This is a genomic window from Actinoallomurus soli, from assembly GCF_024055715.1.
GTDB classification, from domain to species: domain Bacteria; phylum Actinomycetota; class Actinomycetes; order Streptosporangiales; family Streptosporangiaceae; genus Actinoallomurus; species Actinoallomurus soli.
Genome location: NZ_JAMXMV010000010.1, coordinates 1 through 25,275, shown reverse-complemented (window position 1 = coordinate 25,275; position 25,275 = coordinate 1). Strand labels below are relative to the sequence as shown.

Sequence of the window (25,275 nt, the reverse complement as noted above, 5' to 3'; positions counted from 1 at the left end):
TGGGTCAGTCGGCCTGGCGGGCGGTGATGGCCTGCTGGTAGAGGCGTCCGGCGCGGTAGCTGGAGCGGACCAGGGGTCCGGACATGACTCCGGCGAAGCCGATGGCTTCGGCTTCGGCCTGCAGTTCGATGAATTCTTCGGGTTTGACCCAGCGTTCGACGGGGTGGTGGCGGGGGGAGGGGCGCAGGTACTGGGTGATGGTGAGCAGTTCGGTCCCGGCCTGGTGCAGGTCGTGCATGGCTTCGGTGATCTCTTCGCGGGTTTCGCCCATGCCGAGGATGAGGTTGGACTTGGTGACGAGTCCGGCTTGGCGGGCGGCGGTGAGGACGGCGAGGGAGCGTTCGTAGCGGAAGCCGGGGCGGATGCGTTTGAAGATGCGGGGGACGGTTTCGAGGTTGTGGGCGAGGACTTCGGGGTGTGCGGAGAAGACCTCGGCCAGGAGGTGGGGGACGTTGTTGAAGTCGGGGATGAGGAGTTCGACGCCGCAGCCGGGGATGGCGGTGTGGATTTGCCGGACGGTTTCGGCGTAGAGCCAGGCGCCGCCGTCGGGCAGGTCGTCGCGGGCGACGCCGGTGACGGTGGCGTAGCGCAGGCCCATGGTGGCGACGGAGTCGGCGACGCGGCGGGGTTCGTCGGGGTCGTAGGCGGCGGGTTTGCCGGTGTCGATCTGGCAGAAGTCGCAGCGGCGGGTGCATTGGTCGCCGCCGATGAGGAAGGTGGCTTCGCGGTCTTCCCAGCATTCGTAGATGTTGGGGCAGCCGGCTTCCTGGCAGACGGTGTGCAGGCCTTCGGTGCGGACCAGGTCGGTGAGTTCGCGGTATTGCGGGCCCATCGACAGCCGGGTCTTGATCCAGGGCGGTTTGCGCTCGATCGGTGTCGCGGCGTTCCTGGCCTCGACACGCAGCAGCTTCCGGCCCTCAGGAGCGATCGTCATCGTCTCTCATCCGTCACAGGCTGGGGTAGAGCGGGTGCTTGTCCGCCAGGTCGCGGACCCGGGCGGACAGCGCCGCGGAGTCGAACGACGGTTGCAGCGCCAGCGCGATGATGTCGGCGACCTCGGCGAAGTCGTCGGCCCCGAATCCGCGCGTGGCGAGGGCGGGCGTGCCGATCCGCAGACCGGAGGTCACCATGGGCGGCCGCGGGTCGTTCGGCACGGCGTTGCGGTTGACCGTGATGCCGATGTCGTGCAGGCGGTCCTCGGCGTCCCGTCCCGTGATCTCCGAGTCGACCAGGTCGACCAGGACGAGGTGGACGTCGGTGCCGCCGGTCAGCACCTTGACCCCGGCCTTGGCGGCGTCCTCGCGCAGCAGCCGGTCCGCGAGGATCTTGGCGCCCTCGATCGTCCGGGCCTGCCGCTCGGCGAACTCCTCCGTGGCGGCGATCTTCAGGGCCACCGCCTTGGCGGCGATGACGTGCTCCAGCGGCCCGCCCTGCGTGCCGGGGAACACCGCCGAGTTGATCTTCTTGGCGTACTCCTCGCGGCAGAGGATGAGACCGCCGCGCGGGCCGCACAGCGTCTTGTGCGTCGTGGACGTCACGACGTCGGCGTACGGCACCGGGGAGGGGTGCAGGCCCGCGGCGACCAGGCCCGCGAAGTGGGCCATGTCCACCATCAGCAGCGCGCCGGTCTCGTCGGCGACCCGCCGGAACGCCGCGAAGTCGAGCTGCCGCGGGTACGCGGACCAGCCGGCGATGATCATCTTCGGCCGGTACTCGTGGGCCAGCCGGGCGACCTCGTCCATGTCCACGAGACCGTCGGGGCCCACGTGGTAGGCCGCGACGTTGAACATCTTGCCGGAGTAGTTGATCCGCATGCCGTGGGTGAGGTGCCCGCCGTGCGCGAGATCCAGGCCGAGGATCGTGTCCCCCGGCTCCAGCAGCGCGAAGTACACCGCGATGTTCGCCTGCGCCCCCGAGTGCGGCTGCACGTTCGCGTGCTCGGCGCCGAAGAGGGCCTTGGCGCGGTCGATCGCCAGCTGCTCGGTGACGTCGACGTACTCACATCCGCCGTAGTAGCGCCGCCCCGGGTAGCCCTCGGCGTATTTGTTCGTCATCACCGAGCCCTGCGCCTGCAGGACGCCGACGGGCGCGAAGTTCTCCGAGGCGATCATCTCCAAGGTCGACTGCTGGCGCCGCAGCTCGTCCGCTATCGCGGCCGCGACGTCCGGGTCGATCTCGGACAAGGGCAGATTCGAGAGGTTCATCACGCCTCCTCGATCAGTTTCGAGTAGGCCTGCGCGTCGAGCAGGTCGGCCGGGTCGTCATCCGTACGTACCCGGAACAGCCACCCCTCCCCGTACGGGTCGGAGTTGATCGCGGCGGGGTCCTCCTCCACGGCGCTGTTCACCGCGACGACCTCACCGGTGACGGGCGAATAGACGTCGCTCACCGACTTGGTCGACTCGGCCTCGCCACACGGCTCGCCGGCCTCAACGGACGCGCCCTCCTGGGGCAGCGACACGTACACGATGTCACCCAGCGCGTCGGCCGCGTGGGCCGTGATGCCGACGGTCACGACGCCGTCCGACGGCTCGGTGACCCACTCGTGCTCCTGGGTGTAGTACAGCGTCTCGGGAACGGTGCTCACGAAGTCCTCCTGTAGAACGGCAGCGCGACCTTGTCGACCGGCTCGTGTTTACCGCGGATGTCCACCGCGAGGTCGGTGTCGTCGGCGTGACCCGCGTCGATGTAGGCCATGGCGATGGGCCTGCCCAGCGTCGGGGACGGCGCGCCACTGGTCACGACCCCGCAGGGCGTGCCGTCCGGCGTCACCACGTCGTACCCGTGGCGCGGGACGCGACGCCCCCGCCCGACGAGGCCCACGAGCGTGCGGCCCGGCGGCGTGTCGGCGAGGGCGGCCAGCGCGGCGCGGCCGACGAAGTCACCGGCCTTGTCGAGCTTGACGGTACGGCCGAGGCCGGCGTCGTACGGCGTCGTCTCGGCGGTCAGCTCGTTGCCGTACAGCGGCATGCCCGCCTCCAGCCGCAGCGTGTCCCGCGCGGACAGCCCGGCGGGCCGCAGGTCTTCGCCGCCGGCCTCCGTGACGGCGTTCCAGACGGCGACGGCGTCACCGGCCCCGACGAACAGCTCGAAGCCGTCCTCGCCGGTGTAACCGGTGCGGGCGATCAGCGCGTCGATCCCGGCGACCTTGCCCGGCAGGATCGCGTAGTACTTCAGGTCGGCGAGCGCGGCGTCGGTGAGCTTCGCCAGGACGGCCTGGGCCTTGGGACCCTGCACGGCGATCAGCGCGTACGCGGCGGACCGGTCGTCGACGGCGGCCTTCTCGAACCCCGCCGAGCGTTCGGTCAGCTCGGCGCGCACCGTCGCGGCGTTGGCGGCGTTCGCGACGACCATGTAGGTCTCCGGGGCGAGCCGGTACACGATCAGGTCGTCCAGCACGCCCCCGGCCGAGTTCACGATCATCGTGTAGCGCGCCCTGCCGACACCGAGCACGGACAGGTGCCCGATGAGCGCGTGGTCGAGGGCCGCCCCGGCCTGCGGGCCGGTCACGAAGATCTCTCCCATGTGGGACAGGTCGAACAGGCCCGCGCTGGTGCGGACGGCCTGGTGCTCGGCGCTCTCGCTGCCGTAACGCAGCGGCATGAGGTACCCGGCGAACTCGGTGATCATGGCGCCGAGCTCGGCGTGGACCTCGTGGAGTGGCGTTCTCTTGGCGTCCGGCGTGGACATCGGGGCAGGCTCCTATCACGCGGGCGGCCGGGAATCCCATCCTCCCATTGGCACGCGGAATCCGGTGGCGGTGCCCTCCCCCTCTGTCATCGGTGCCTGAGAGCTTCACCCCCAGGTCGGGGGCTTGCACCTTCGGCGGGAGCGTCGCTCCGCTTTCCAGAGGTCGCCTGGTCCGCACGGTTCGTGTGGCCTGAGAGGTTCCGGGGAGGGGTTGCTCCTTCGGCGTACCTCGCTGGCGGCGAGGTCGCTCTCCCGCGCGGGATCATCGGCATGGTCAGGCTAGCAGCACCCGGGCCGCCGATCGACGGCGCGTGAGTGCCGGGACGGCCCTCACGCGCGGGTTTTCGGCATACGCTTGACCGGTCGAGATCTCGGAGGCCTTCGGTGAGCGTGTGCGCGGCACGGCGAACGGAGCGGCCTGACCGCGGCGCCCGGTGGGCGCCCGCGGTGCGACGGGTGAGGAGCGTGTGCGGGCAATGAGCGTGCTTTTCGTGGTGGGCATCGTCGTCTTCTTCCTCGGGCTGCTCGCCTCGATCGCCCTGCACGAACTGGGCCACATGTCCTTCGCCAAGCTCTTCGGCGTCCGCGTGCCGCAGTTCATGGTCGGCTTCGGGCCCACCCTGTGGTCGCGGCGCAAGGGCGAGACCGAGTACGGCGTCAAGTGGATCCCCCTCGGCGGCTACATCCGGATGATCGGGATGCTGCCGCCGCGCCGGGGCGACGCGCCCGGAACGGTCCGCCAGTCGTCCACCGGCCCGTTCCAGGGGCTGATCGAGTCGGCGCGCGGCGCCGCCCTGGAAGAGGTCGGACCGGGCGACGAGGACCGCGTCTTCTACCGCAAGAAGTGGTGGCAGAAGGTCATCATCATGTTCGCCGGGCCGTTCATGAACCTCCTGCTGGCGTTCGTGTTCATCAGCGTGGTCGTCATGGGGATCGGCGTCTCGACCCTGCAGCCGGTGATCGCCTCGGTGACCAAGTGCACCATCCCGGCCGCGCAGGCGGGCCGTGACTGCCGGCCCGGCGACCCGGCGACCCCCGCCGTACGGGCGGGGCTGCGCCCCGGCGACCGGATCGTCTCCTACGAGGGCCACCGGATCCACGCGTACACGGAGCTGCAGAAGCTCATCCGGGGGTCCGGCGGGCGCACGGTCCCGGTCGTCGTCCGCCGTGGCGGCCAGGACGTCCCGCTGAGCGTTTCGGTCGTCACCAACCAGATGCCGTCGCTCACCGACCCGGACAAGACCGAGAACGTCGGATTCCTCGGGATCAGCCCGATGAGCGCGCGGGAGCGTCAGGGGCCGGGCGTGGTCGTCAGCACCATGGGCGACCTCACCAAGCACACCTTCTCCTCGCTGATCGACATGCCGAAGAAGATGGTCGGCGTCTGGAACGCCGCCTTCAGCGACCAGAAGCGCGACCCGAACGGCCCGATCGGCGTCGTCGGCGCCAGCCGGATCGGCGGGGAGATCGCCGCTTCGAAGGAGCCGGGGCTCGACAAGCTCGCGTTCTTCCTGATGATGCTCGGCACGGTCAACTTCGCGGTCGGCATGTTCAACCTCGTGCCGCTGCTGCCGCTGGACGGCGGCCACATCGCCGGTGCGCTGTGGGAGGCGGTGAAGAAGGGCATCGCCCGGATGACCCGCAGGCCCGACCCCGGCCACGTCGACGTCGCCAAGGCGCTGCCGCTCACGTACGCGATGGCCGCGGTGATCATCACGATGGGCGCTCTGCTGATCTACGCGGATCTGGTCAATCCGGTACGCCTGAACGGCTGACGATCTCTGCCGGCCCGCGAGCCGGCAGTGACCCCCGACGCCCAGCGTTATCACAGACCGGAATGGGTCATGATGAGGACGTATGACGTCGGGGGCCAAGGTGGAGGGACTGTTCACCGAGCGTGTCGTCCAGAGCGGACGGCTGCCATTGTTCTGCTTCTTCGTGGCGTTCATCGTCACGTTCGTCGTCGTGCGCATCAACGTGCGGCTGATCCGCGCCAAGGTGCGCTGGTGGTTCAAGAACGTCGAGGTCGGTGAGCTGCACATCCACCACGTGGTGTTCGGCGTCGTGCTGATGCTGATCGGCGGGGTGGCGGGGTTCTGCATCCCGGACGCCTACACGGACTGGTACGCCCTCGCGGCCTCGGTGTTCGGGGTGGGGGCCGCGCTCGTCCTCGACGAGTTCGCGCTCATCCTGCACCTGCGCGACGTCTACTGGATGGAGGAGGGGCGCGCCTCCGTCGACGCGGTGTTCATCGCGGTAGCGATCACCGGCCTGATCCTGGTCGGCGTCCGCCCGCTCTGGCTCAGCGACGTCCACGACCTGCGCCCGGACGCGACCGTCTCCCTCGGGGTCTTCCTCGTCGTCCTCGCCAACATCCTCGTCAACCTGGCCCTGGCCATCGTCACCCTCTTCAAGGGCAAGATCTGGACCGGGCTGCTCGGGCTGTTCCTGCCGGTCGTGCTCGTCTTCAGCGCGTTCCGGCTGGCCCGGCCGGGCTCGCCGTGGGCCCGCTGGAGATACCGGCCGGGCACGCGGAAGTTCCGGCGGGCGCTCCGCCGCGAGCAGCGCATCCGCCGCCCGCTGATCCGGGCGAAGATCTGGGTGCAGGAGTTCATCGCGGGCCGCCACGACCTGATCGTCCACGAGCGGACCGTCGGGCCCCGGCGCCGCCTCGACCGCCGCAGGCGGCCCTAGAGGCTCAGGAGAGGGCGGCGACGGCGCGCACGCTCTCGAAGGTGTCGGCCTCGGCGGCGGTCTTGTCCGGGCGGTACCGGAGGACCCGCGCGAACCGCAGCGCCAGCCCGCCGGGATAGCGCGGGCTGCGCTGGACGCCGTCGAAGGCGATCTCGACGACGAGCTCGGGCCGTACGTACACGGTGTGGTCGTCGCGGTGCGTCTCCAGCGCGAGCAGGCGCTCGGTCTGCCAGGCGAGCATCTCGTCGGTCAGGCCCTTGAACGTCTTGCCCAGCATCACGAACCCGCCGGTCTCCGGGTCGCGGGCCCCGAGGTGCAGGTTGGACAGCCTGCCCCGGCGGCGGCCGTTGCCCCACTCGACGGCCAGGACGACCAGGTCGAGCGTGTGACGGGGCTTGACCTTGATCCACCCGGCGCCGCGCCGGCCGGCGGTGTAGGGCGTGTCCAGGGACTTGACCAGCACGCCCTCGTGACCGTGCGCGAGGGCGTCGTCGAAGAACGCGCGGGCCTCGTCGACCGAGGCGGTGACGGCCCGTGGCATGCGCAGGGCCTCGGGGACGACCCGGGCCAGCGCCTCGTTGCGCTCGGCGCCCGGCAGGTCGATCAGGTCCTCGCCGTCGAGGTGCAGCACGTCGAACAGGAACATCGACAGCGGCACGTCCTGCCCGCTGCCCGGTCGTACGCCGTGGCTGGCGACGCGGGCGGAGGTGACCTGGAAGGGGTGGGGCCGGCCGTCGTCGCGCAGCGCGATCAGCTCCCCGTCGAGGACGGCCGTGTCGACGGGCAGCGCGCCCAGCGCGGTGACGATCTCCGGCAGCCGGCCGGTGATCTCGTCGAGGGTGCGGGTGAACAGGCGCACCTCGCCTCCGGACACGTGCGCCTGGAGCCGGATGCCGTCGAGTTTCCACTCGACGGCCGCGGGGCTCACCTTCTCCAGCGCCGCCTCGACGGACGGAGCGCTCGCGGCGAGCATCGGCTTGACCGGGCGCCCGACCTCCAGCCCGAACGCGCGCACGCCGTCACGGCCTTCGGTCAGCGCCGCGGTGGCCACCGCGCCGAGCGAACCGCGGAACATCACGGCGCGGCGCACCTCGGCCGCCGGCACGTCCGCCGCGACGGCGATGGCGTCGGCCATCACGCCGTCGAGGGCGCCCTGGCGGAGGTCCCCGGAGAGCAGGCGGAGGAGGAAACTCTGCTCGGCGGTGGTCGCCCGGGCGAACAATTCCCCCACCAGTTGTCGCCGAACGGTGACGGAACCCTTACCGGAGACGGCGCCGATCGCGGTGAACGCGGCGTCCACCTCGTCGACGGTGAGGGCCGTCTCCGCCGCCGCGGGCGGCAGGTCGCGCAGGGCCGCCCAGCCGACGCCGATCTGGCGTTGTGGCAGCTCACCGGAGAGGTACGCCACCGCGATCGCCGTCTCCTCCGGCTCGGCGTCCCGCAGGCAGGCGGCCAGCAGCTCGATCTTGGCGCGCCGCCCGGACGTCGCGGCGACGGCCCGTGAGGTCTCGGTGATCTCGCTCAACAGCACATTCCATTCTGACGCCGGCGACCGACAATCGGGTGAACCCGTCCCGGAGGAGCGGCGGCCGGGCCCCGGCGGCCGGAGGAGGCGAGGAGCGGCATGGTGTCACGCGTGCCAGGCGCGTACGAGTCTGGTTTGGGGGCGGATCCGCCGGTTACGGTCGCATCGAGCCGGTACCCCGGGACACCCGGGGAACACGAGTGGGGAGAAGGATTGGGACTGCCGCGGCTGCCGGAACCGTTCCACCGGGTCTACTCGCCCCCGGAGGCGCCGAGGGCCAAGAGCCGCCGGCCCCGTGCGCAGGGCGTCGTGGTCGCCGCCTTCGTCGTGGTGGCGCTGGGCCTCGCCGCGGCGGCCGTCTTCGTGTTCGGCCGCGGGGGAGCCCGGCCGGAGAGCGCACCGCCGCGGTCCCGTCCCGCCCCGACCGGTTCCCGCGAGGCCGACACGCCGCCGGGGACGGCACGACCGGCCGTTCTCGCCGCGCTGCCGCAGGCGTGCTCGATCCTGCCCGCCGACACGGTACGGCGGCTGGTGCCGACGGCCGCCCCGAAGATCGACAAGATGGGCGCGGAGACGGCGGGCGTCTGCAAGTACTCGATGACCGACGGGAGCCGCTACCGCGCCGTCCAGGTCGACGCGCGGGCGTTCCTGCCCAAGTACATGCACGATCAGGCCACGGGCATGACCGTCTGGTCGTACGAGGCGCAGTGGCGGCAGGCGGAGAAGGACCGGACGGCCGACACGAGCACGCTGCGCCGGATCGGCGGCCTCGGCGACGCGGCGTTCGAGCGGTACTGGATCGACCGGGACGTCAGGATCGCGGTCGGAGAGGCCACCGTGCGGTACCGCAACGTCATCCTGCGGGTGCAGTACACCGAGGAGCGGCCGGCCGCCGGGGACCGGTCCGCCAGTGAGCGGCGCAGCCTGGCCGACGCGATCGCGGCCGCCCGTGCGGGGCTTGCGTCGCTGCGGTGATCTGCGCATATTCAGGGCGTTCTTCCGGTAACCGGAATTCGGCGGTGATGTGTCATCTCCTGTCGCCGGAAAGAGTCCTCGCGGCGGCCCTGGTGAGCCGGTCGGTGATTACCGGAGGCGGCTTCATCCGGCTCCACGCATAAGCGTTACATTTCGGGAATTCCGCTGCGCCGGGTGCGGCATCATCCCAGGTCACCGGGAGGGTGGTCCTAGAGATGGGCCCGTCCACCTGCCGTGTGGAGAAACCTGCGTAATGGGGGCTATGTCGACCGATGCACCACTGATTGGGAATGGCGGCGCGGGGGATGTCACTAAGTGTCCGTTCCGCACCGTAATCATTTCATCAAGAGCGGAGAGAATTAGATCGCGGTGTCGGTGATGGGGGAATGAGGGGAGCGGTGGCGATGCCGGCAGCCAGGGAGCGGTCCAGGCTGCCGCTGACTTCAAGGGGGTACTTATGAGGGTCCGTAACCTGACCCTGACAACCGCTTCAGCGGCCGCACTGACGATCGGGCTGGCTTCACCCGCTCTGGCGGCGGCCGTCCACAGTGACGCGAGCGCGGGGCTGCACCACCGGGCGCAGCACGTTGCCGTCTACCCGGGCGCCCACCAGGCGTTGCGTCCCGCCGGTGTGCACGCCCCGGGCCTGGTCCGCGGCGGGGACGGTGACGACGACGGCGATGGTGGCGGTGACGACGGCCTCGACCCGTGTGTCGCGGGCGGCTGCTTTGGCGGTAACAACAACAACGGCGGCGGCGGCATCGCGCCCTGGGCGGCCTTCGGTGACGACGATGGCGGCTGTGGTGGCGGCGGCTGTGGTGGCGGCGGCAACGGAGTCGCCGGTGGAAGTGTCATCGGCGGCGCCCCGGGCGGCGGAGGAGGCTTCGGGCAGCACCGGGAGACCGTGAAGAAGATCCGCGCCCGTGCCATGGGCGCGCCCGGCCGCCCGGCCGGTGTCGGCATGGTCCCTTCCGGCCCCGTACGGACCGGCTTCGGCGGTGCTCAGGGATCCAGCGTGCCGCTGGGCCTCGCCGGGCTCACCCTGCTGCTGGGCGGTACGACGCTTCTCGCTCGCCGGCGGATCGGGACCGGTGTCCGTTCGTAACCGATCAGCACGATCACGCGGCGGCCGTCTCCAGGGCGGGGCGGCCGCCGGGTTGATCGCGGCCGGCGCGGCGGTCCTGTGGTTCGGCGCGTGCCGGCACCACGGGCCGCCACGGCCGGATCCGCGCGCGGCCCGGCCGGGCGCGGCGGCCGCCCCCTCGGCGGGGGCGGCCCTCGGCGGCTCCATTCCGCTGCGGGTCGACATCCCGCGTGTCGGGATCCACTCGCGCCTGCTCCGTCTCGGCCTCGAACACGACGGCTCGCTCGCGGTACCGCCCTTGTCCCGCGCCCAGCTGGCGGGGTGGTACGACAAGAGCCCCACACCGGGGGAGCGTGGTCCGGCCGTGCTCGTCGGCCACGTCGACACGAAGAAGGGCCCGGCCGTGTTCTACGGGCTCGCCCGGCTGCACCCCGGCGACAAGGTCGAGGTCACCCGCGCGGACGACACGGTCGCGATCTTCGCCGTCGACTCGGTCGAGCGGGCGTCCAAGAAACACTTCCCGACGCAGCGCGTCTACGGCCCCCTGAAGTTCGCCGGGCTCCGGCTGATCACCTGCGGAGGCGACTTCGACGGCCACAGCTACAAGGACAACACGATCGTCTTCGCGCATCTGACCGGCCGCCGTCCCGTCCGGCCGGACGGCAGCGGATCTCCCGGACCGGCCGACGGCGCCGGCTCGGTTTCCCGAAGTCCGTGACGTTCTCCCGTGGACGGAGGATGCTTGGCGTAGTGAGTTCCGGTCGCCACCAATCGGGAGGTCGGCGGATGCGAATCTCGGAAGTCCTTCGCGCCAAGGGCGCTGACGTCGCGACCATCGCCCCGGACGCGAGCGTGCGGCATCTCCTGCGACTGCTCGCGGACCGCAACATCGGCGCGGTCGTGGTGTCCGCGGACGGCTCGACGATCGACGGCATCGTCTCGGAGCGTGACATCGTCCGGCGGCTGGGAGAGCGGGGCGCGGCCCTGCTGGACGCGCCGGTGTCGGAGATCATGACGACGCACGTGCGCACCTGCGCGCCCGGCGACGCCGTGGACGGGCTGCGCGTCACGATGACGGAGCACCGCATCCGTCACCTCCCGGTCGTCCGCGACGGCCGTCTCGTGGGGATCGTCAGCATCGGTGACGTGGTCAAGAGCACGATCGCCGAGCTCGAGACCGAGCGGGAGCAGCTCGTCGACTACATCAAACGCTGAGACCACCGGCCTCTCAGCCCCCCGGCCGCCGAGACGGCGGAGGCCGAGAGGACGGCCGCCGGGGACGGCCCAGGCCGTCACCGGCCGGGGCGGCGGGTGGGGAGCCGGACGGGGCGGGCACGATGAACGACGTGAACGTTCAGCCCCTGACCCTGCATGCCATGGACGGCGTCCGCATCGACGCCGGTCACCTCCCCGGACCGGACGGCCTGTGCCTGGTCCTCGCGCACGGGTTCACCGGCGGGTGGCGGCAGCCGACGACGCGGCGGATCGCCAGGGTGCTCGGCGAGACCGGTGGCGTCATCGCGATCGACTTCCGCGGCCACGGGCGGTCCGGCGGCCGGTCCACGGTCGGTGACCGGGAGATCCTCGACGTCGATGCGGCCGTCCGGCACGCCCGCCACCTCGGGTATCGGCACGTCGGGCTCGTCGGCTTCTCGATGGGCGGCGCCGTCGTCGTCCGGCACACGGCCCTGCTCGGCGGCGTCGACGCGGTCGCCGCGGTGAGCGCGCCGGCCCGCTGGTACTACCGCGACACCAAGCCGATGCGCCGCGTGCACTGGGCGATCGAGCGCCGGTCGGGCCGCCTGGCCGCACGCCTCGTCAAGAGGACGCGGATCGCGGGTGGTTCGTGGGCGACGGTGCCCGCCGCGCCGCACGAGGTCGCGGAGCGCATCGCGCCGACGCCGCTCCTCGTCGTCCACGGCGACCGGGACCCCTTCCTGCCGGTCGAGCACGCCGAACAGCTCTACGCCGCGGCCCGCGACCCGCGCGAGCTGTGGATCGAGCCCGGGTACGGGCACGCCGAGAGCGCCGCGACCCCCGAGCTGATCCGGCGGATCGGACAATGGACCGCATCTCAAGCGACAGCCGTCCACTAAGGTGCGCACGTGCGGGTGGTGGTGACGGGAGCGGCCGGGTTCGTCGGCGGCCATGTGGCGGAGGCGTTCGCCGGGGCGGGCCATGAGGTGCTCGCCGTCGACGCGCTCTGCCGGTCCGCCGCGCCGGACGCCGCTCGGGCAACGTGGGCGGCGCTCGCCGACCGGGCCGGCGTCACCCTCGTCGAGACCGACCTGGCGGCCGACGACCTGACCAAGCTCGCCGACGCGGACGCGGTCGTCCACCTGGCCGGCCGGCCCGGGGTGCGCAGCTCCTGGGGCGCCGGCGAGGCGGCCACCGAGCGCGACAACGTCACCGCCACACGGCGGCTGCTCGCCGCCTGCCTGGGCGCTCCGCCCGGCCGCCGCCCGCGCGTGATCGTCGCGTCGAGCTCCTCGGTGTACGGCTCCGCCGGGGCCCGCCCGCACCGGGAGGACGATCCACCGCGTCCCGCGAGCCCGTACGCGCGGAGCAAGGTCGCCGTCGAGCGCCTCGCCGCCCAGGCGGTGGAGGAGGGGCTGCCGGCGGTGACCCTGCGCTACTTCTCGGTTTACGGCCCGCGCCAGCGCCCCGACATGGCCTTCCACCGGTTCGTCGAGGCGGCCCGGCGCGACCGGCCGCTGCCGGTCTTCGGGGACGGCCGCCAGTCGCGCGCCTTCACCCACGTCGCCGACGTCACGGCCGCGACCCTCGCCGCGGCCGGCGCCGACCTGCCGCCGGGCACCGTGCTCAACGTCGGCCATCCCGAGCCGGCCACGGTCCGGGACGCGATCGACCTGCTCGCCGGCCTGCTGGGCGTACGGCCGCGAGTGCGCGCGTACGCTCCGGCGGCCGGCGACGCGACCCGTACGTGGGCGGACACCGCGAGGGCCGAGCGTCTCCTCGGCTGGTCCGCCCGGATCGGGCTGGCCGAGGGCCTGGCCGACCAGGTCCGGTGGCACCGCGAGCGTACGGAGCGGCCGCGATGAGCCCCGGAGGCCGGCGGGCGTACGCGCCGCGGCGCCGCGAACGCACGGAGCGGGCGGGATGACCTCCGCGACACCGGCGGCCGTGCGCGCCGCCTACTTCGCCTTCGACCGTTTCCCATCGAGCAAGGGGTCGGCCGTGCACATCGGGCACATGGCGGCCGAGCTGTTCGCCCGGTTCGGCGGCGGGCTGCTCGGCGTGCTCGGCGGCGGACCGCTGCCGCGCTACCAGCGGGAGGCCGGCGGCATCGAGATCGCGCGCTTCGGCGCGCAGATCCCCAACTTCCTGGACCGCGCCGAGGCGTACTCCCGCTGGGTGGCCGCGCACGTCGAGCCGCACCGGGAGACCCTGCGGATCTGCCACGTCCGCGATCCGTGGAGCGCGCTGCCCGTGGTCACCCTCCCCGGCCGGCGCCACCGTGTGGTGTACGAGGTCAACGGGCTGCCGTCCGTCGAGCTCGCGCACACCCGCCCGTCGGTCATCCCCGCCACTCTGGCGAAGATCGCGGACCTGGAGCGGCTCTGCCTGGAGGGCGCCGACGCGGTCGTGGTGCCCTCACGGGTCATCGCCGGGGCGCTGGCCCGCCGGGGCGTCCCCGAGGCGAACATCCACCTGGTGCCGAACGGCGCCGACGTGCCCGCGGCCGCGCCCCGCCCGCACGACGCGCCGGACCGCTACCTCGTCTACGTCGGGGCGCTGCAGCCGTGGCAGGGCGTCGACGTGCTGCTGCGGGCGTTCGCCCGGCTCGCGGACCTGACCGACCTGCGGCTCGTCATCTGCTCGTCGGTGCCGGAACGCCGGGCCCGCCCGCTGCGGCGCCTCGCCGAGCGCGTCGGTGTCGCGGACCGGCTGCTCTGGCGGTTCACGCTCCCGCACCCGGAGGTGGCGGGCTGGCTGGCGGGCGCCGCGATCTCGGTCGCGCCGCTGACCGCCTGCGCCCGCAACCTCGACCAGGGCTGCGCGCCGCTGAAGATCCTGGAGTCGATGGCCGCGGGAGTCCCGGTGGTCGCCTCCGACCTGCCCGCCGTCCGGGAGATCATGACGGACGGGGAGCACGGCCGGCTGGTGGCCCCGGACCGGCCCGCCGAGCTGGCGCGCGTGCTCCGCGTCCTGCTGGAGTACCCCGACGCCGCCCGAGCGATGGGCGAACGCGGACGGCATCGGATCCGGGAGGACTTCACCTGGGCGGCGTCCCGTTCCCGGCTGTCGCAGGTGTACGACTCTCTTGAGCCTCCCGCCTGACGCCTCCTGTCGTGCGCCGCTGACCCGAACGGTGGAGGCGGAGAGTGCCATTTGAGGCTTATCTCGGGCGATAACCGATTGATATTGTCCGGCCATGTTCTGGCGGAAGACACGGGCGGCGATCGAGCGATTCCACCCGGTGCACCAGGGACTCGTCTGGCAGCGCACCGCGTCCGTCACGCTCCCGCCGGCGGAGTGGGACGCCGTGGTGGCCAGCCTCGCCCGGCACGCCGAGACGGTGAAGCGGCGCAAGTGGCGCCTGCCGGACCGGACGGTCGCCGTACTGGTCCCGCTGATCAGGGTGCTGTGCGAGGACGTCGCGCCGGGCGATGCCATCGGCATCACCGCCGACCTGCGCGGCCCCCAGGTGCCGGAGAAGGCCGGGCCGAGCCGGCAGCTCCCGGTCCGCAAGCCGATCCGCAGCATCACCGAGTGGTTCGCGCTGGACCCCTGGCTCGCGGTGCGGGCCGAGCTGCGGGACGGCAGCGTCCTGGAGCTGACCGTCACCGACCGGGTCCGCTACCGCAAGATCCACAAGGTGAACCCGCGCGGCAAGCACAAGCACAAGACCAAGAGCAAGGCCGTCCAGCGGATCACGGCCCGCCGCACACTTCAGCCCGGCCAGGACGTACGGCGGCCGGACACCCCGCCGCCGCGGACCCTCGCCGTACGGGTCAAGCCCGGCAAGCGGACGGTGATCAGCGCGACGACGAAGCTCGGCCCGGCGCCCACCGAGCAGGACCAGCTGCAGTGGGTCCTGGCGGTGGCGACCGAGCCGTTCCGGTGGACGCCGCCCGCGGCGGAGAGGAGGACCGCGTGAACCCCTGCGCCGTGACGACCGGCTTCTTCGTGCTCGGCCGGTGCGGCCGGCCGTCGGTCACCGTGTGCCGCTGCGGCCGGCCCGTCTGCGCCCGGCACGTCGACCCTCAGGGGCTGTGCCCCGAGTGCGCCGCCGCGCAGGCCTACGCGGACCCCTTCCACCCCGGATGGGCGCGCGGCTACCGCCGCCGCTACTACGAACAGAGCTCCGGCATGTACAACGACGCGGTCTGGTACTCATGGTTCGACTCCTACGACCGGGGCCAGTTCGACGGGGGAGACGGCTTCGACCTGGGTGGATACGACGGCGACGGCTTCGACGGCGACGACGGGAACGACTGGGTCGACAGTTGATGCGCGTCCTGTGGATCACCGAGCACTATCCGCCGAGCCGCGGCGGAATGGCGGAGTCGTGCGACCGCATCGTCCGCGGCCTGCGCGCGGCGGGCGTCGAGATCGACGTCGCGCACCTGAGCCACCGGCCGCGGCCCTGGAAGGTGGACCGCGAGGCCGGCGGCCGGCTGCTCGTCGTCCCGCTGGAGGACAATCCCGAGCACGCGCTGCGCCGCCTGTGGACCGAGCTGGCAGGTGAGGAGTACACCCACGTCGTCGCGTTCGGCGGCACGTACGGCATGCTCGGCGCGCCGGTGCTGGCGGCCTGGCTCGGCACCCCGCTGATCACGCTGCTGCGCGGCAACGACTTCGACACCGGGGTCTTCTCGCTGCGCCGCCGCGAGGCGCTGCTGACGGCGCTGCGCGCCTCAGCCCGCGTCTGCGTCGTCGCCCGGTCGCACGGCCCGCTGGTGTCCGCGCTCGTCCCCGGTGCCACCGTGACCTGGGTGGCCAACGGCATCGACACCGCGAACTGGGAGGTGCTGCCCTCCGAGCGGGCCCGCGCGCGGGAGTGGCGGGCGGCCCACGTCGGGCCCGGGCGGCGCGTGCTCGGCCTGATCGGGCAGCTCAAGAACAAGAAGGGCGTCGGTTTCCTGCTCGACGCGCTGGCCGCCTCCGGGCACGCGCAGGCGTTCCACCTGCTCCTCGTCGGTGAGGTCGAGGAGGGCATGGAGGCGCGGCTGGCCGGCGTGCCGCACACGCGGATGCCGTTCCTGGACCGGTACGAGCTGCCGGGCGTGTACGCGTCCTGCGATCTGGTCGCGCTGCCCTCGTTCTACGACGGGCTGCCGAACGTCTCGCTGGAGGCGGCCGCGCTCGGGCTGCCACTGCTCGCCTCCGACGCCGGGGGCCTGGCCGACCTGGCCGACGAGGAGATCGGCTTCACGTTCCGCGCGGGCGACCCGCACGGCTGCCGCGCCGCCGTCGACCGCGCGGCCCGCGCGACGGATGAGGAGCTGGCCAAGCGGGGCGAGGCGGCGCGCGAGCGCGTGCGCCGGGACTTCACCCCGGAGGCGGAGACGGCCGGCTACCTGGCCGTACTGACGGAGACCGAGGGGACACCGGCGTGAACCGTACGATGCGGGGCCCTGCGGCGCTGACGGCGACGGCGCTGCTGCTCGCCGGCTGCTCCGGCGGCGGGAGCGGCGGGAGCGGCGAGCGCGAGACCGCCCCGCCGGCGCCGACCACCGCGTCCGCCGCACCGGCCTACCTGCGCGTCACCACCGCGGCGGGCGGCCCGCTCCTGACCGTCGACACCGCCGGCGTCACGACCCGGATCACCAGCAGGCTCGGAGGCGCACCGGTCACCATCACCGGCACGGACGGCCGGTACGCCGAGGGCGGCCGGGTGGTGGCCGTGGTCAGGTCCGCCGCCGACGGCGTCAAGCTGAAGGACATCGGCGGACGTACGCTGTGGCGCGCCAAGGTGGCGGCCGACCGGGTGCGGATCCGGCGCGGCGAGTCCGACACGCGGTACGAGTTCCGGCGCGAGGCGGACGGCCGGATCAAGGTGAAGCAGGGGGAGACGGAGGTCGGCGACGTCCGGCCGGAGGAACAGGGCGCGAAGGTCGAGACCGCGGCCGGCGCGACGGTCGCCCGCTCCGGCGCCGCGCCGAGCACCGGCCTGGCGGTCCTGCTGTGCCGCGAGGTGCCGCCGGACCTGCGGGCCGTCCTGGCCGCCGCGCTGGCGGCCCAGAGTTGATCGTCTGCTACGCGCAGGGCGGGGGGCTCGGGCACCTCACCCGCATCCGGGCCTACCTGCACACGCGTGGAGTGGCCGGCGAGCCGGTGACGATCCTGACCGGTTCGCCGTTCGCCGGTGACCCGCGGGTCGTGGCCGGCCACCGGGTGCTGTCCGCGCCCGCCGGGCTGGACCGGGACGGGCTCGCGTGCTGGGTCGGGGCGACCCTGGCCGGCCTGCGGCCGCGCGAGTTCGTCGTCGACGCGTTCCCCGCCGGGCTGTCCGGCGAGCTGAGCGCCGCCGTCGTCCCGGCGGGCACCCGGGTCGTCCACCTCGCCCGCCTGCTGCGCTGGGACGCCTACCGGCCGCTGCTCGCCGCCGACCCTCTCGAGTTCGCCGAGACCCGGCTGGTCGAGCCGGTCGGCGGGGCGCACCGCGCCTACCTGGAGGCGGTGTCGTCCGCCGTCGCGCCGCTGACGCTGGCCGACCCGCCCGAGCCGGAGCCCGCCGTCGCCGTCCCGCCCGGCGGATGGCTGATCGTGCACTCCGGGCCGCCCGCCGAGGTGGCGGAGCTCGTCTCGTACGCGCTGGACGTCGCGGCGATCGAGGGCGCGCGACCGGGGTTCACGCTGGTGTCGCCGAGCCGCCCGGACAGCCTGCCGCCGGGGGTCGCGCACCATGACGTCTACCCGGCGTGGCCGCTGTTCGCCCGGGTGGACCGGGTCGTCACCGCGGCGGGCTGTAACGCGGTCCGCCAGCTCGCACGCTGGCCGGAGCGGCACCGGATGCTGCCGTTCCCGCGCCGCTTCGACGACCAGTACGCCCGCGCCGCCCGCGCCCGCGCCTCGACCGGCGCGTGAGTCCCGGCGCGTGAGCTCCCCGCCCGCGCCCATCCGGCGGGTGTCCTCGCGCGGGTCAGCCCGACGCACGCGGCATTCCGTCCGCGTCTCGACCGGCGCAAGGCCTCGCGCGGCAGCCCGACGCGCGCGGCATCGCGTCCGCGTCTCGACCGGCGGGTGGCCTCGAAGCGGCTCAGCCGAAGGCGATGTGCGCGCCGGAGATGTGCAGCGCGACGCCCTTCTTCGTGACCGACAGGCTCTGGAACGTCAGGCCGAGCGGCAGTCCGCCGACCGGCACCGTGAAGTCGAGGTCCTCGTCCAGGTCGGAGAGGGGGAACCCCTCGGCCGACAGCGGGTGGACGCGGATCCGGTCCGGGCCGACCTTGGTCACCTGCCAGACCACCGTCCCGGACCCGATGCCGAGGTCGACGTCCCCCTTCACCTTGTCGGGGCCGTCGGCCGTGAACCGTACGCCGGGCTGGTCGGCGGCCTTGGCCAGCTCGCCGAAGCCGATGGTCGCGGTGCCGTCCACCCTGCCGAGGGTGCCCTTGGCGAATCCGGAGTCGACGCGCACGTCGCGCACGTCCCCCTGGACGAGGCTGAGGGTGACCGGCCCCTCCCGTACGTTGCGTGCGGTCATGCGGGCGTGCGGGAAGTGACGGTTCAGGACCTGGGTCACGAAGGGGAAGCCGTCGATCGTGACGTCGGGCCGGGCGCCGAACCCCTGCTTCTGGACCTCCCCGGCGATGCGGCTCTCGGCGTACGCGGCGGCGAACCGGTCGAGGCCCACCAGGAGACCCAGCAGCACGAGAAGAATGATCAATACGATGATCAATGGCCGCGGGCGGCGTCGTTTCCGGCGCAGGCCGCCCGGGCGGCGCGGCGGGAGGCCGTCCGGGCGGGTCCATTCGCTTTCGTCCGCGCTCATTAGACCGTGGTGGGGGTCGCCATGGCCCTCAGCAAATTCCACGACGGGGAAGTAGTCAATGGTTTGACGTCGAAGTGATGGTGAAGTCATGGGCGTTTCATGACTTCCGATCTACACTGCCGAGATATGGCGGCCGAGGGCTTTGTCTCGTCGATGGCCCCGCCGGCTCTCGTCGTGCGGACCAAGGAGGCCGTCCGCAGACTGCAGCCCGGGGGCCAGTACTCCGTCGGCCGTGATCCGGCGGCCGACGTCCCGATCATCGATCCCCGCGTGTCCTGGCGGCACGCCGTCCTCCGCACCGACGACAAGGGCTGGCTCCTGGAGGACTTAGGCAGTACGAACGGTACGTTCGCCGGCTCGCGGCGGGTCCGGCGCGCCGGCATCGAGGGCGAGATCGTCTTCCGGCTGGGCAACGCCGACAGCGGCCCGCAGGTGGCCTGTTCGGTTCCGCCGGCGCTCGACTCGCGCATCGGCGTGGACCGCGCGCCGACCTCCGTCATTCACGTCCCGTCCCGCCCGCTGCGGATCGGCCGCGCTCCGGACAATGACATCGTCCTCTCCGATTTGATCGTTTCCCGCCATCACGCCGAGTTGCGGAAAAGGGCCGACGGCCGACACGAGATCGTTGATCTCGGCGGCCACAATGGGACATTCGTCAACGGAAAAAGGATCACCTCGGCGCCGCTCACCGAAAGTGACATCGTCGGGATCGGGCGGGCCACTTTTCGGCTCGTCGGCGACGAACTCCGGGAGTTCATCGACACCGGCGACGTGTCGCTGGTCGCCCACGACCTGACCGTACGGACCGCCAAGGGGAAGGTCCTGCTCGACCACGTCGGCTTCCCCATCCCCGAGCGCTGCCTGGTGGGAGTGATCGGCCCCAGCGGCGCCGGCAAGTCGACCCTGCTGGGCGCGGTGACCGGAACCCGCCCGGCGACCGAGGGCGGTGTCCGATACGACAACCGTGACCTGTACCGCCACTACGCGGAGCTGCGGCACCGGATCGGCCTCGTCCCGCAGGAGGACATCCTGCACACTCAGCTGGCCACCCGCCGGGCCCTGCGGTACGCGGCGGAGCTGAGGTTCCCCGGCGACACGGTCGCGGCGGAGCGGAACCGCCGCGTCGACGAGGTGATCGAGGAGCTCGGCCTGACCCCGCACGCGGAGACGCGGATCGACGCGCTGTCCGGCGGCCAGCGCAAGCGGGTGAGCGTCGCGCTGGAGCTGCTGACCAAGCCGTCGCTGCTGTTCCTCGACGAGCCCACGTCCGGCCTGGATCCAGGGCTGGACAAGTCGGTCATGGAGATGATGCGCGACCTGGCCCACGACGGCCGGACGATCGTCGTGGTCACGCACAGCGTCGCGAACCTGGACACCTGCGATCGCCTGCTCGTCCTCGTCCCCGGCGGCCGGGTGGCCTACTACGGCCCGCCGGCGGAGGGCCTGGGCTTCTTCGGCAAGGCGAGCTGGGCCGAGGTCTTCCAGGCGTTCGACCGGGAGCCCGACCGCGACTGGGCCGCCGAGTTCCGGATGGCGCCGCTGTACACCCGCTACGTCCTGTCGGGCCTGGACGGCGACGCCGAGGTGCACCGCCCGGAGCCGCCGCAGCCGGCCCCGCCGCCCCGGCGGCAGGGCAGGATCTCCCAGCTCGGCACGCTCTGCCGCCGCTACACCGCGGTCATCGGCTCGGACCGCAGCTACCTGGCCGTGCTGGCGGTGCTGCCGCTGGTCGTCGGGCTGCTCATCCGGGCGATGCCGGCGCCGCACGGGCTGACCGATCCCGGTGAGAACGACGACGCGGCGTCGGTGCTCCTGACCCTCGTCATCGGCGCGTGCTTCGTCGGGGCCGCCAACTCCGTGCGCGAACTCGTCAAGGAACGCCCGATCTACCGGCGGGAGCGGGCGGCGGGGCTGTCCGCCGGGATCTACCTGCTGTCGAAGATCCTCATCCTCGGCCTGATCACCGGGGTGCAGGCGGTGCTGCTCGTCCTCATCGGCCTGGCGTTCCGCCCGATGCCGGCGCACGGCGCGTTCACCTCGCCGTACCCGGAGCTCATCCTGGCGATGGCGGGGCTGGCGGTCGTGTCGATGGCGATGGGCCTGCTGGTGTCGGCGGCGGTCAGCACGTCGGAGAAGACGATGCCGCTGCTGGTGCTGCTGTCCCTGGCCCAGGTGATCCTCTGCGGCGCCCTCATGCCGCTGCAGGGCAAGGCCGGCCTGGAGCAGGTCGCCTGGATCACGCCGTCGCGCTGGGGCCTGGGCGCGGCGGCGTCCACGGTCGACCTCGCGCACCTGGCGCACAAGCCGATCGTGGACCGGCTCTGGCACCCCGACGCGACCACCTGGGGCACCGACATGGGGGTGCTGGCCGGTCTCGGGCTGGTGTTCGTCATCGTCGCCTGGTGGCGCCTCGAACGCCTGCGCCCGGGCCGCCGGACCCGCCTCTGACCGGGGGCGAAGGCCGGGGGAGCGGCCCCGCCGCGGGCTGTGACGGCAGACCCTGACGTCCGGCTCGCCGGGGGTAGGTTGGGAACGTGAGACGCGGCGGCCACGTGCGCCAAGTCTTTGCGTCATGGCGGCCCGGTCAGGCCATGGTGGCCGTGCCGGTCGCGCTCATCGTGCTGATCAGCGTGGTGGACATCCTGTCTCCGACCAGTGTTCACCTGGGGCCGCTTCTGGTCGTGGCGCCCGCGCTCACGGCGTCGTTCGGCGGTCCCGTGATGACGGGGGCGATCGGCGCGCTGGCGGTGGTGGCGCAGGTGCTGATCGCCTTCCTGCACGGCGGCATCGGCACCATGAACCATCAGGTGCAGATCATCACGTTGCTGGTGGTCTCGGCGTTCGTGGTGGCGTTCTGCTACCTGCGCGAGCGCCACGAGCGGCAGCTCAGCGAGGTCCGGTCGGTGTCGGAGGTCGCGCAGCACGTCATCCTGCGTCCGCTGCCGCACCGGATCGGGTCGTTGCGGATCGCGTCGATGTACCTCGCCGCCGCCGCCGAGGCCCGGATCGGCGGTGATCTGTACGCCGCAGCGCGTACGGTCGGCGGCACCCGCCTGATCATCGGTGACGTGCGGGGGAAGGGCCTGGCCTCGGTCAGCGACGCGGCGGTGCTCCTGTGCGCCTTCCGTGAGGCATCGCACCGTCACTCCAGCCTCCCGGACCTCGCGGACCACCTCGAGGCCAGCGTCTGCCGGAACCTGGCCGAACTGTCCGAGACGAACTTCGATGCCGCGGAGTGCTTCGTCACCGCGGCGATCGTCGAGATCCCCGACACGGAATCGGTCGTCCGCGTGGTCAACTGCGGTCATCCACCGCCGCTGCTGCTGCGCGGAGACCGGGTCCTGACCCTGGGGCCGGAGCAGCCGGGGGCGCCGCTGGGGCTGGGCGAACTCGGCGTCGACGCCCACCTGCCCGCGACGTTCGCCTTCGAACCCGGCGACATCCTGCTCCTCTACACCGACGGCATCATCGAGGGCCGTGACCGGACGGGGACGTTCTACCCTCTCGCCGAGCGCCTCTGCCGGTGGGCGGGCGGGGATCCCGCCGCCATCGTCGCGCGGATCGAGAAGGACCTTCTCGATCATGTTGGAGGTCATCTGGAGGACGACGCGGCCGCGATCGCGATCGAGCGCCGGCCGGCCGGCCCCGCCGCCGGCTGACTCACAGAGCCGGCCGGGGCGCGTAGTGGGCCGCGCGCACGGCCCGCAGCCACGCCTCGACGGGGGCCTCGTCGGGGCGGTCCGGCAGCGGGGTGCGGATCCGTTCGAAGTCGGCCTCGGCCCCGGCGAGCAGCCGGCGGGCGGCCTCCAGGTCGCCGGCGGCGACGCGGTCGCCGAAGCGGTGGTACCAGTCCGGGTCGTCGAGGCGGACGCGCAGCCGCCCGGTGGCGTAGAGCTCCCGGCCCTGGTGGACGAGCCGGGCCAGGTGCCGGGCGTGTTTGGCCGTGCGACGGCGGTCGCCGGCGGCGAAGGCGCCCTCCCCGCGGTTCTCCAGCTTGCGGAACTGCCGGTCCGCGTAGCCGAGGTAGGCGTGCCGGACCCGCTTCGCCGACAGGAACGCGGCACGGATGCCGATCAGCTCGTCGCCGAACGCGGTCCGTGTCTCGTACAGGTCGTCGGGCAGCCAGACCAGCTCCATGACGGTCGGGTTGCCGCCGAGCGCGAGGGCGCACCACTTTCGGGCCTCGTGCAGCGTCCGGTCGGGCGCGGTGGTGACGACCGACTCGCGCGGCGTGCGCAGCCCGAGCAGGGTGTCGGTCGGCGCCGCGAAGACGCCGAGCCGGTCGATGTCGGAGCCGGCGGTGGCCAGGCCGTACGCGGTCGAGCCGACGACGCCCGCCAGCAGGATCTCGGTCATGGGCGGTCCCGGGGGTAGGTCAACGGCCGAGACCCTAATCGCCGTCCTTCGCGATGTCTCTTGATTTATCATCCGTCCTATAGAACGCCGTCCCGTCCAGCAGAACAGGGCAGAACAGAAAGGCGCCGGCGAATGGATCAAGCGGAGATCGAACGGGCGATCGGCGCGAGCCGGGTCGTTCCGGTGCTCAGGACGCCGGACGCCGACGGAGCCGTACGGGCGGCCGAGACGCTGCTGGCCGCCGGGCTCACCGTCATCGAGCTGACCGCGACCACCCCCGGCTGGGCCGACGCCCTGGCCGGCCTGCGCCGGGCCCACCCGGCGGCGGTCCTCGGCGCCGGCACGGTCACGACGGCCGAAGACGCCCGCCGCGCCCTCGATACGGGCGCCGACTTCCTGGTCAGCCCCTACCCGGCCGAGGCCGTCCGCGCGGTCGCCGCCGAGACCGGGGCGGTGTTCCTCGAAGGCGGATTCACGCCCGGTGAGGTCGCGGCCGCCGCCGGGCGCGGCATCGCCAAGCTGTTCCCTGCGCACGTCGGCGGCCCGGCGTACCTCCGCTCGGTCCTCGCGGTGCTGCCGGGCGCGCGGATCGTGCCCACCGGCGGGATCGCGCTGACCGACGTCCCGGCCTACCTGGAGGCGGGCGCGTACGCCGTCGGCGTCGGCTCGGACCTGGTCAGGTCGCCCGACCCGGCCAAGGCCGTCCGCGAACTGCTCGGGGCGGCGAAGTGACCGGCGGCGCCCCCGACGTCGTGGTCATCGGCGAGCCGCTCGTCGAGTTCTCGGCGGCCGACCCGCTGACCAGCGCGGAGACCTTCCGGCTCTCCTTCTCCGGCGACGCGCTCAACGCGGCCGTCGCCGCCGCGGCCGCCGGGGCCCACGTCGCCCTCGTGACGCGTACCGGCGAGGACGAGTTCGGCGACCGGCTCGTCGCCTTCGCCGCCCGGCACGGCGTCGACACCCGCTGGATGTGGCGCGGGCCTGGGCACACCGGGGCGTACGTCGTCGGCGCCGACCCCCTGGGCACCCGCGCGTTCGCCTACCTGCGCGCGGGCAGCGCCGCGTCCCGGCTCGGCCCGGCCGACGTCGACCGCGCGCCGGTCGCCGCGGCCGGGGCCGTGCTGCTGAGCGGCATCACCGCCGCGCTGTCGGACTCCTGCGCCGCCGCCGTGGCGCACGCGGCCGAGGGGGCCCGCGGGAAGGTCGTGTACGACCCCAACTTCCGGGGTCGGCTCACCACGCCGGGCGAGGCCCGCGCGGTCCTGGCGAAGGTCGCGCCCCGGGCCGCGCTGGTCCTGCCGTCCTGCCCCGCAGACACGTCCGCCCTGCTGGACACCACCGACCCGGAAGCCGCCGCCACCGTGTGCCTCGACCTGGGCGCGGCCGCCGTCGCGGTCACCTGCGGGGCCGACGGCGTCCACCTCGTGAGCGGAGCGGACCGGCGGTGGCTGCCCGCCGTACCGGCCACGGAGATCGTCGACGCGACCGGCGCGGGAGACGCCTTCGCCGGCGCGCTCACCGCGCGGCTCGCGCGCGGGGCGTCTCTCGTGGAGGCCGTACGCGGCGGCGCGGCGGCGGCCTCGATCTGTCTCGGCGGGCAGGGCGGCACCGGCCGGGTCGCCACGGCCGAGGAGATCGAGCGCCTGCTCACGACCGGCTGACCCCTCCCGCGAAGCGGGCCGACGAGATCGGCGGGGCACGCGGTCGGGCCGGCGTGGCACGCGGTCAGGCGGGTGCGGGCGCGGGTGCGCGGTCAGGCCGGCGGGATCGGCGGGTGCGCGGTCAGGCGGGCCCGGGCCCGGGCCCGGGTGCGCGGTCGGGCGCGCGGTCAGGCGTGCGTCGGTGCGGGCCCGGGCTCGGGTGCGCGGTCGGGCGCGCGGTCAGGCGTGCGTCGGTGCGGGCCCGGGCTCGGGTGCGCGGTCGGGCGCGCGGTCAGGCGTGCGTCGGTGCGGGCCCGGGCTCGGGTGCGCGGTCGGGCGCGCGGTCAGG

General features: G+C 73.1%; 25 protein-coding genes and 2 riboswitches. Of the genes, 18 read left to right on the top strand and 7 right to left on the bottom strand.

Features of this window, described 5'->3' with window-relative positions; all coding sequences use genetic code 11:
- Positions 1-4: 4 nt before the first annotated feature.
- Genes lipA through gcvT form a run of 4 tightly spaced genes read right to left on the bottom strand, consistent with a single transcriptional unit; the run spans position 5 to position 3,690 of the window.
- Positions 5-934, bottom strand: coding sequence for a lipoyl synthase (lipA, locus tag NDW01_RS23960; protein ID WP_252823634.1), 930 nt, complete (start codon positions 932-934; stop codon positions 5-7).
- A gap of 13 nt (positions 935-947) precedes the next feature.
- Complete coding sequence (locus NDW01_RS23955; protein ID WP_252823632.1) at positions 948-2,204, bottom strand: serine hydroxymethyltransferase; 1,257 nt, start codon at positions 2,202-2,204, stop codon at positions 948-950.
- Complete coding sequence (gene gcvH, locus NDW01_RS23950) at positions 2,204-2,587, bottom strand: glycine cleavage system protein GcvH (protein ID WP_252823630.1); 384 nt, start codon at positions 2,585-2,587, stop codon at positions 2,204-2,206. Before gcvH ends, NDW01_RS23955 begins: the two co-directional genes overlap by 1 nt.
- Positions 2,584-3,690, bottom strand: a complete 1,107-nt coding sequence (gene gcvT / locus NDW01_RS23945; protein WP_252823628.1) for a glycine cleavage system aminomethyltransferase GcvT — start codon at positions 3,688-3,690, stop codon at positions 2,584-2,586. The genes gcvH and gcvT overlap by 4 nt, the downstream gene beginning before the upstream one ends.
- Positions 3,691-3,763: 73 nt before the next feature.
- Positions 3,764-3,856: riboswitch (glycine riboswitch) on the bottom strand.
- A 1-nt stretch (position 3,857) separates the two neighbouring features.
- Positions 3,858-3,955: riboswitch (glycine riboswitch) on the bottom strand.
- Positions 3,956-4,166: 211 nt separating this feature from the next.
- Here gcvT and NDW01_RS23940 point away from each other — a divergent pair.
- Both NDW01_RS23940 and NDW01_RS23935 read left to right on the top strand, forming a co-directional pair.
- Positions 4,167-5,465, top strand: coding sequence for a M50 family metallopeptidase (locus NDW01_RS23940; RefSeq protein WP_252823626.1), 1,299 nt, complete (start codon positions 4,167-4,169; stop codon positions 5,463-5,465).
- Between the two features lie 82 nt (positions 5,466-5,547).
- On the top strand, positions 5,548-6,384 hold the full coding sequence (locus NDW01_RS23935) for a hypothetical protein (RefSeq protein ID WP_252823621.1): 837 nt from the start codon (positions 5,548-5,550) through the stop codon (positions 6,382-6,384).
- 4 nt (positions 6,385-6,388) lie between these two features.
- On the opposite strand, the gene NDW01_RS23930 is transcribed toward NDW01_RS23935, so the two are convergent.
- Positions 6,389-7,915 carry an ATP-dependent DNA ligase gene (locus tag NDW01_RS23930; protein WP_252823619.1) on the bottom strand — a complete coding sequence of 509 codons (1,527 nt, stop codon included), beginning with the start codon at positions 7,913-7,915 and terminating at the stop codon, positions 6,389-6,391.
- A 207-nt stretch (positions 7,916-8,122) separates the two neighbouring features.
- Here NDW01_RS23930 and NDW01_RS23925 point away from each other — a divergent pair, with 207 nt between their 5' ends.
- The 12 genes from NDW01_RS23925 (at position 8,123) to NDW01_RS23870 (ending at position 18,023) form a co-directional block, all read left to right on the top strand.
- The gene (locus NDW01_RS23925) at positions 8,123-8,884 is read left to right on the top strand and encodes a hypothetical protein (protein WP_252823616.1); all 762 of its coding nucleotides are present in this window, start codon (positions 8,123-8,125) and stop codon (positions 8,882-8,884) included.
- Between the two features lie 457 nt (positions 8,885-9,341).
- Entirely contained in the window at positions 9,342-9,989 is a 648-nt protein-coding gene (locus tag NDW01_RS23920; RefSeq protein ID WP_252824463.1) for a hypothetical protein, read from the top strand.
- Positions 9,976-10,686, top strand: a complete 711-nt coding sequence (locus NDW01_RS23915) for a class F sortase (protein ID WP_252823614.1) — start codon at positions 9,976-9,978, stop codon at positions 10,684-10,686. Before NDW01_RS23920 ends, NDW01_RS23915 begins: the two co-directional genes overlap by 14 nt.
- A 68-nt stretch (positions 10,687-10,754) precedes the next feature.
- Entirely contained in the window at positions 10,755-11,183 is a 429-nt protein-coding gene (locus tag NDW01_RS23910; RefSeq protein WP_252779023.1) for a CBS domain-containing protein, read from the top strand.
- Between the two features lie 122 nt (positions 11,184-11,305).
- Positions 11,306-12,064: an alpha/beta hydrolase gene (locus NDW01_RS23905; protein ID WP_252823612.1), complete on the top strand. Its 759-nt coding sequence runs from the start codon at positions 11,306-11,308 to the stop codon at positions 12,062-12,064.
- Positions 12,065-12,073: 9 nt separating this feature from the next.
- Positions 12,074-13,030 (top strand): NAD-dependent epimerase/dehydratase family protein, encoded by a 957-nt coding sequence (locus NDW01_RS23900; protein ID WP_252823610.1) that lies wholly within the window; start codon positions 12,074-12,076, stop codon positions 13,028-13,030.
- 58 nt (positions 13,031-13,088) lie between these two features.
- Complete coding sequence (locus NDW01_RS23895; RefSeq protein ID WP_252823608.1) at positions 13,089-14,270, top strand: glycosyltransferase; 1,182 nt, start codon at positions 13,089-13,091, stop codon at positions 14,268-14,270.
- 94 nt (positions 14,271-14,364) lie between these two features.
- Positions 14,365-15,090 (top strand): hypothetical protein, encoded by a 726-nt coding sequence (locus tag NDW01_RS23890; RefSeq protein ID WP_252823606.1) that lies wholly within the window; start codon positions 14,365-14,367, stop codon positions 15,088-15,090.
- On the top strand, positions 15,087-15,443 hold the full coding sequence (locus NDW01_RS23885; protein WP_252823604.1) for a hypothetical protein: 357 nt from the start codon (positions 15,087-15,089) through the stop codon (positions 15,441-15,443). The genes NDW01_RS23890 and NDW01_RS23885 overlap by 4 nt, the downstream gene beginning before the upstream one ends.
- A complete protein-coding gene (locus NDW01_RS23880) occupies positions 15,443-16,552 on the top strand; it encodes a glycosyltransferase family 4 protein (RefSeq protein WP_252823602.1) in 1,110 nt (369 codons plus the stop codon). The genes NDW01_RS23885 and NDW01_RS23880 overlap by 1 nt, the downstream gene beginning before the upstream one ends.
- Entirely contained in the window at positions 16,549-17,184 is a 636-nt protein-coding gene (locus tag NDW01_RS23875) for a hypothetical protein (protein WP_252823600.1), read from the top strand. Before NDW01_RS23880 ends, NDW01_RS23875 begins: the two co-directional genes overlap by 4 nt.
- The gene (locus tag NDW01_RS23870) at positions 17,181-18,023 is read left to right on the top strand and encodes a hypothetical protein (protein WP_252823588.1); all 843 of its coding nucleotides are present in this window, start codon (positions 17,181-17,183) and stop codon (positions 18,021-18,023) included. The genes NDW01_RS23875 and NDW01_RS23870 overlap by 4 nt, the downstream gene beginning before the upstream one ends.
- Positions 18,024-18,195: 172 nt before the next feature.
- On the opposite strand, the gene NDW01_RS23865 is transcribed toward NDW01_RS23870, so the two are convergent.
- Positions 18,196-18,810, bottom strand: a complete 615-nt coding sequence (locus NDW01_RS23865) for an LmeA family phospholipid-binding protein (RefSeq protein ID WP_252823586.1) — start codon at positions 18,808-18,810, stop codon at positions 18,196-18,198.
- A 246-nt stretch (positions 18,811-19,056) separates the two neighbouring features.
- On the opposite strand from NDW01_RS23865, the gene NDW01_RS23860 reads away from it, so the two are divergent.
- Positions 19,057-21,378 carry an FHA domain-containing protein gene (locus tag NDW01_RS23860; RefSeq protein ID WP_252823584.1) on the top strand — a complete coding sequence of 774 codons (2,322 nt, stop codon included), beginning with the start codon at positions 19,057-19,059 and terminating at the stop codon, positions 21,376-21,378.
- A 143-nt stretch (positions 21,379-21,521) separates the two neighbouring features.
- The gene (locus tag NDW01_RS23855; RefSeq protein WP_252823572.1) at positions 21,522-22,589 is read left to right on the top strand and encodes a PP2C family protein-serine/threonine phosphatase; all 1,068 of its coding nucleotides are present in this window, start codon (positions 21,522-21,524) and stop codon (positions 22,587-22,589) included.
- A 1-nt stretch (position 22,590) separates the two neighbouring features.
- Here NDW01_RS23855 and NDW01_RS23850 read toward each other — a convergent pair whose 3' ends face one another.
- The gene (locus tag NDW01_RS23850; RefSeq protein WP_252823570.1) at positions 22,591-23,286 is read right to left on the bottom strand and encodes a nucleotidyltransferase domain-containing protein; all 696 of its coding nucleotides are present in this window, start codon (positions 23,284-23,286) and stop codon (positions 22,591-22,593) included.
- A gap of 132 nt (positions 23,287-23,418) precedes the next feature.
- On the opposite strand from NDW01_RS23850, the gene NDW01_RS23845 reads away from it, so the two are divergent.
- Together NDW01_RS23845 and NDW01_RS23840 are read left to right on the top strand one after the other, a co-directional pair.
- Complete coding sequence (locus tag NDW01_RS23845; RefSeq protein WP_252823568.1) at positions 23,419-24,018, top strand: bifunctional 4-hydroxy-2-oxoglutarate aldolase/2-dehydro-3-deoxy-phosphogluconate aldolase; 600 nt, start codon at positions 23,419-23,421, stop codon at positions 24,016-24,018.
- Positions 24,015-24,947: a sugar kinase gene (locus NDW01_RS23840; protein ID WP_252823566.1), complete on the top strand. Its 933-nt coding sequence runs from the start codon at positions 24,015-24,017 to the stop codon at positions 24,945-24,947. Before NDW01_RS23845 ends, NDW01_RS23840 begins: the two co-directional genes overlap by 4 nt.
- The last annotated feature ends 328 nt before the right edge of the window (positions 24,948-25,275 follow it).

Bases quoted from the DNA above. Each gene is read 5' to 3' on its own strand.
- lipA (WP_252823634.1), bottom strand. From the start codon at position 934: ATGACGATCGCTCCTGAGGGCCGGAAGCTGCTGCGTGTCGAGGCCAGG.
- NDW01_RS23955 (WP_252823632.1), bottom strand. From the start codon at position 2,204: ATGAACCTCTCGAATCTGCCCTTGTCCGAGATCGACCCGGACGTCGCG.
- gcvT (WP_252823628.1), bottom strand. From the start codon at position 3,690: ATGTCCACGCCGGACGCCAAGAGAACGCCACTCCACGAGGTCCACGCC.
- NDW01_RS23940 (WP_252823626.1), top strand. From the start codon at position 4,167: ATGAGCGTGCTTTTCGTGGTGGGCATCGTCGTCTTCTTCCTCGGGCTG.
- NDW01_RS23935 (WP_252823621.1), top strand. From the start codon at position 5,548: ATGACGTCGGGGGCCAAGGTGGAGGGACTGTTCACCGAGCGTGTCGTC.
- NDW01_RS23920 (WP_252824463.1), top strand. From the start codon at position 9,342: ATGAGGGTCCGTAACCTGACCCTGACAACCGCTTCAGCGGCCGCACTG.
- NDW01_RS23910 (WP_252779023.1), top strand. From the start codon at position 10,755: ATGCGAATCTCGGAAGTCCTTCGCGCCAAGGGCGCTGACGTCGCGACC.
- NDW01_RS23905 (WP_252823612.1), top strand. From the start codon at position 11,306: ATGAACGACGTGAACGTTCAGCCCCTGACCCTGCATGCCATGGACGGC.
- NDW01_RS23895 (WP_252823608.1), top strand. From the start codon at position 13,089: ATGACCTCCGCGACACCGGCGGCCGTGCGCGCCGCCTACTTCGCCTTC.
- NDW01_RS23890 (WP_252823606.1), top strand. From the start codon at position 14,365: ATGTTCTGGCGGAAGACACGGGCGGCGATCGAGCGATTCCACCCGGTG.
- NDW01_RS23880 (WP_252823602.1), top strand. From the start codon at position 15,443: ATGCGCGTCCTGTGGATCACCGAGCACTATCCGCCGAGCCGCGGCGGA.
- NDW01_RS23860 (WP_252823584.1), top strand. From the start codon at position 19,057: ATGGCGGCCGAGGGCTTTGTCTCGTCGATGGCCCCGCCGGCTCTCGTC.
- NDW01_RS23855 (WP_252823572.1), top strand. From the start codon at position 21,522: ATGGTGGCCGTGCCGGTCGCGCTCATCGTGCTGATCAGCGTGGTGGAC.
- NDW01_RS23850 (WP_252823570.1), bottom strand. From the start codon at position 23,286: ATGACCGAGATCCTGCTGGCGGGCGTCGTCGGCTCGACCGCGTACGGC.
- NDW01_RS23845 (WP_252823568.1), top strand. From the start codon at position 23,419: ATGGATCAAGCGGAGATCGAACGGGCGATCGGCGCGAGCCGGGTCGTT.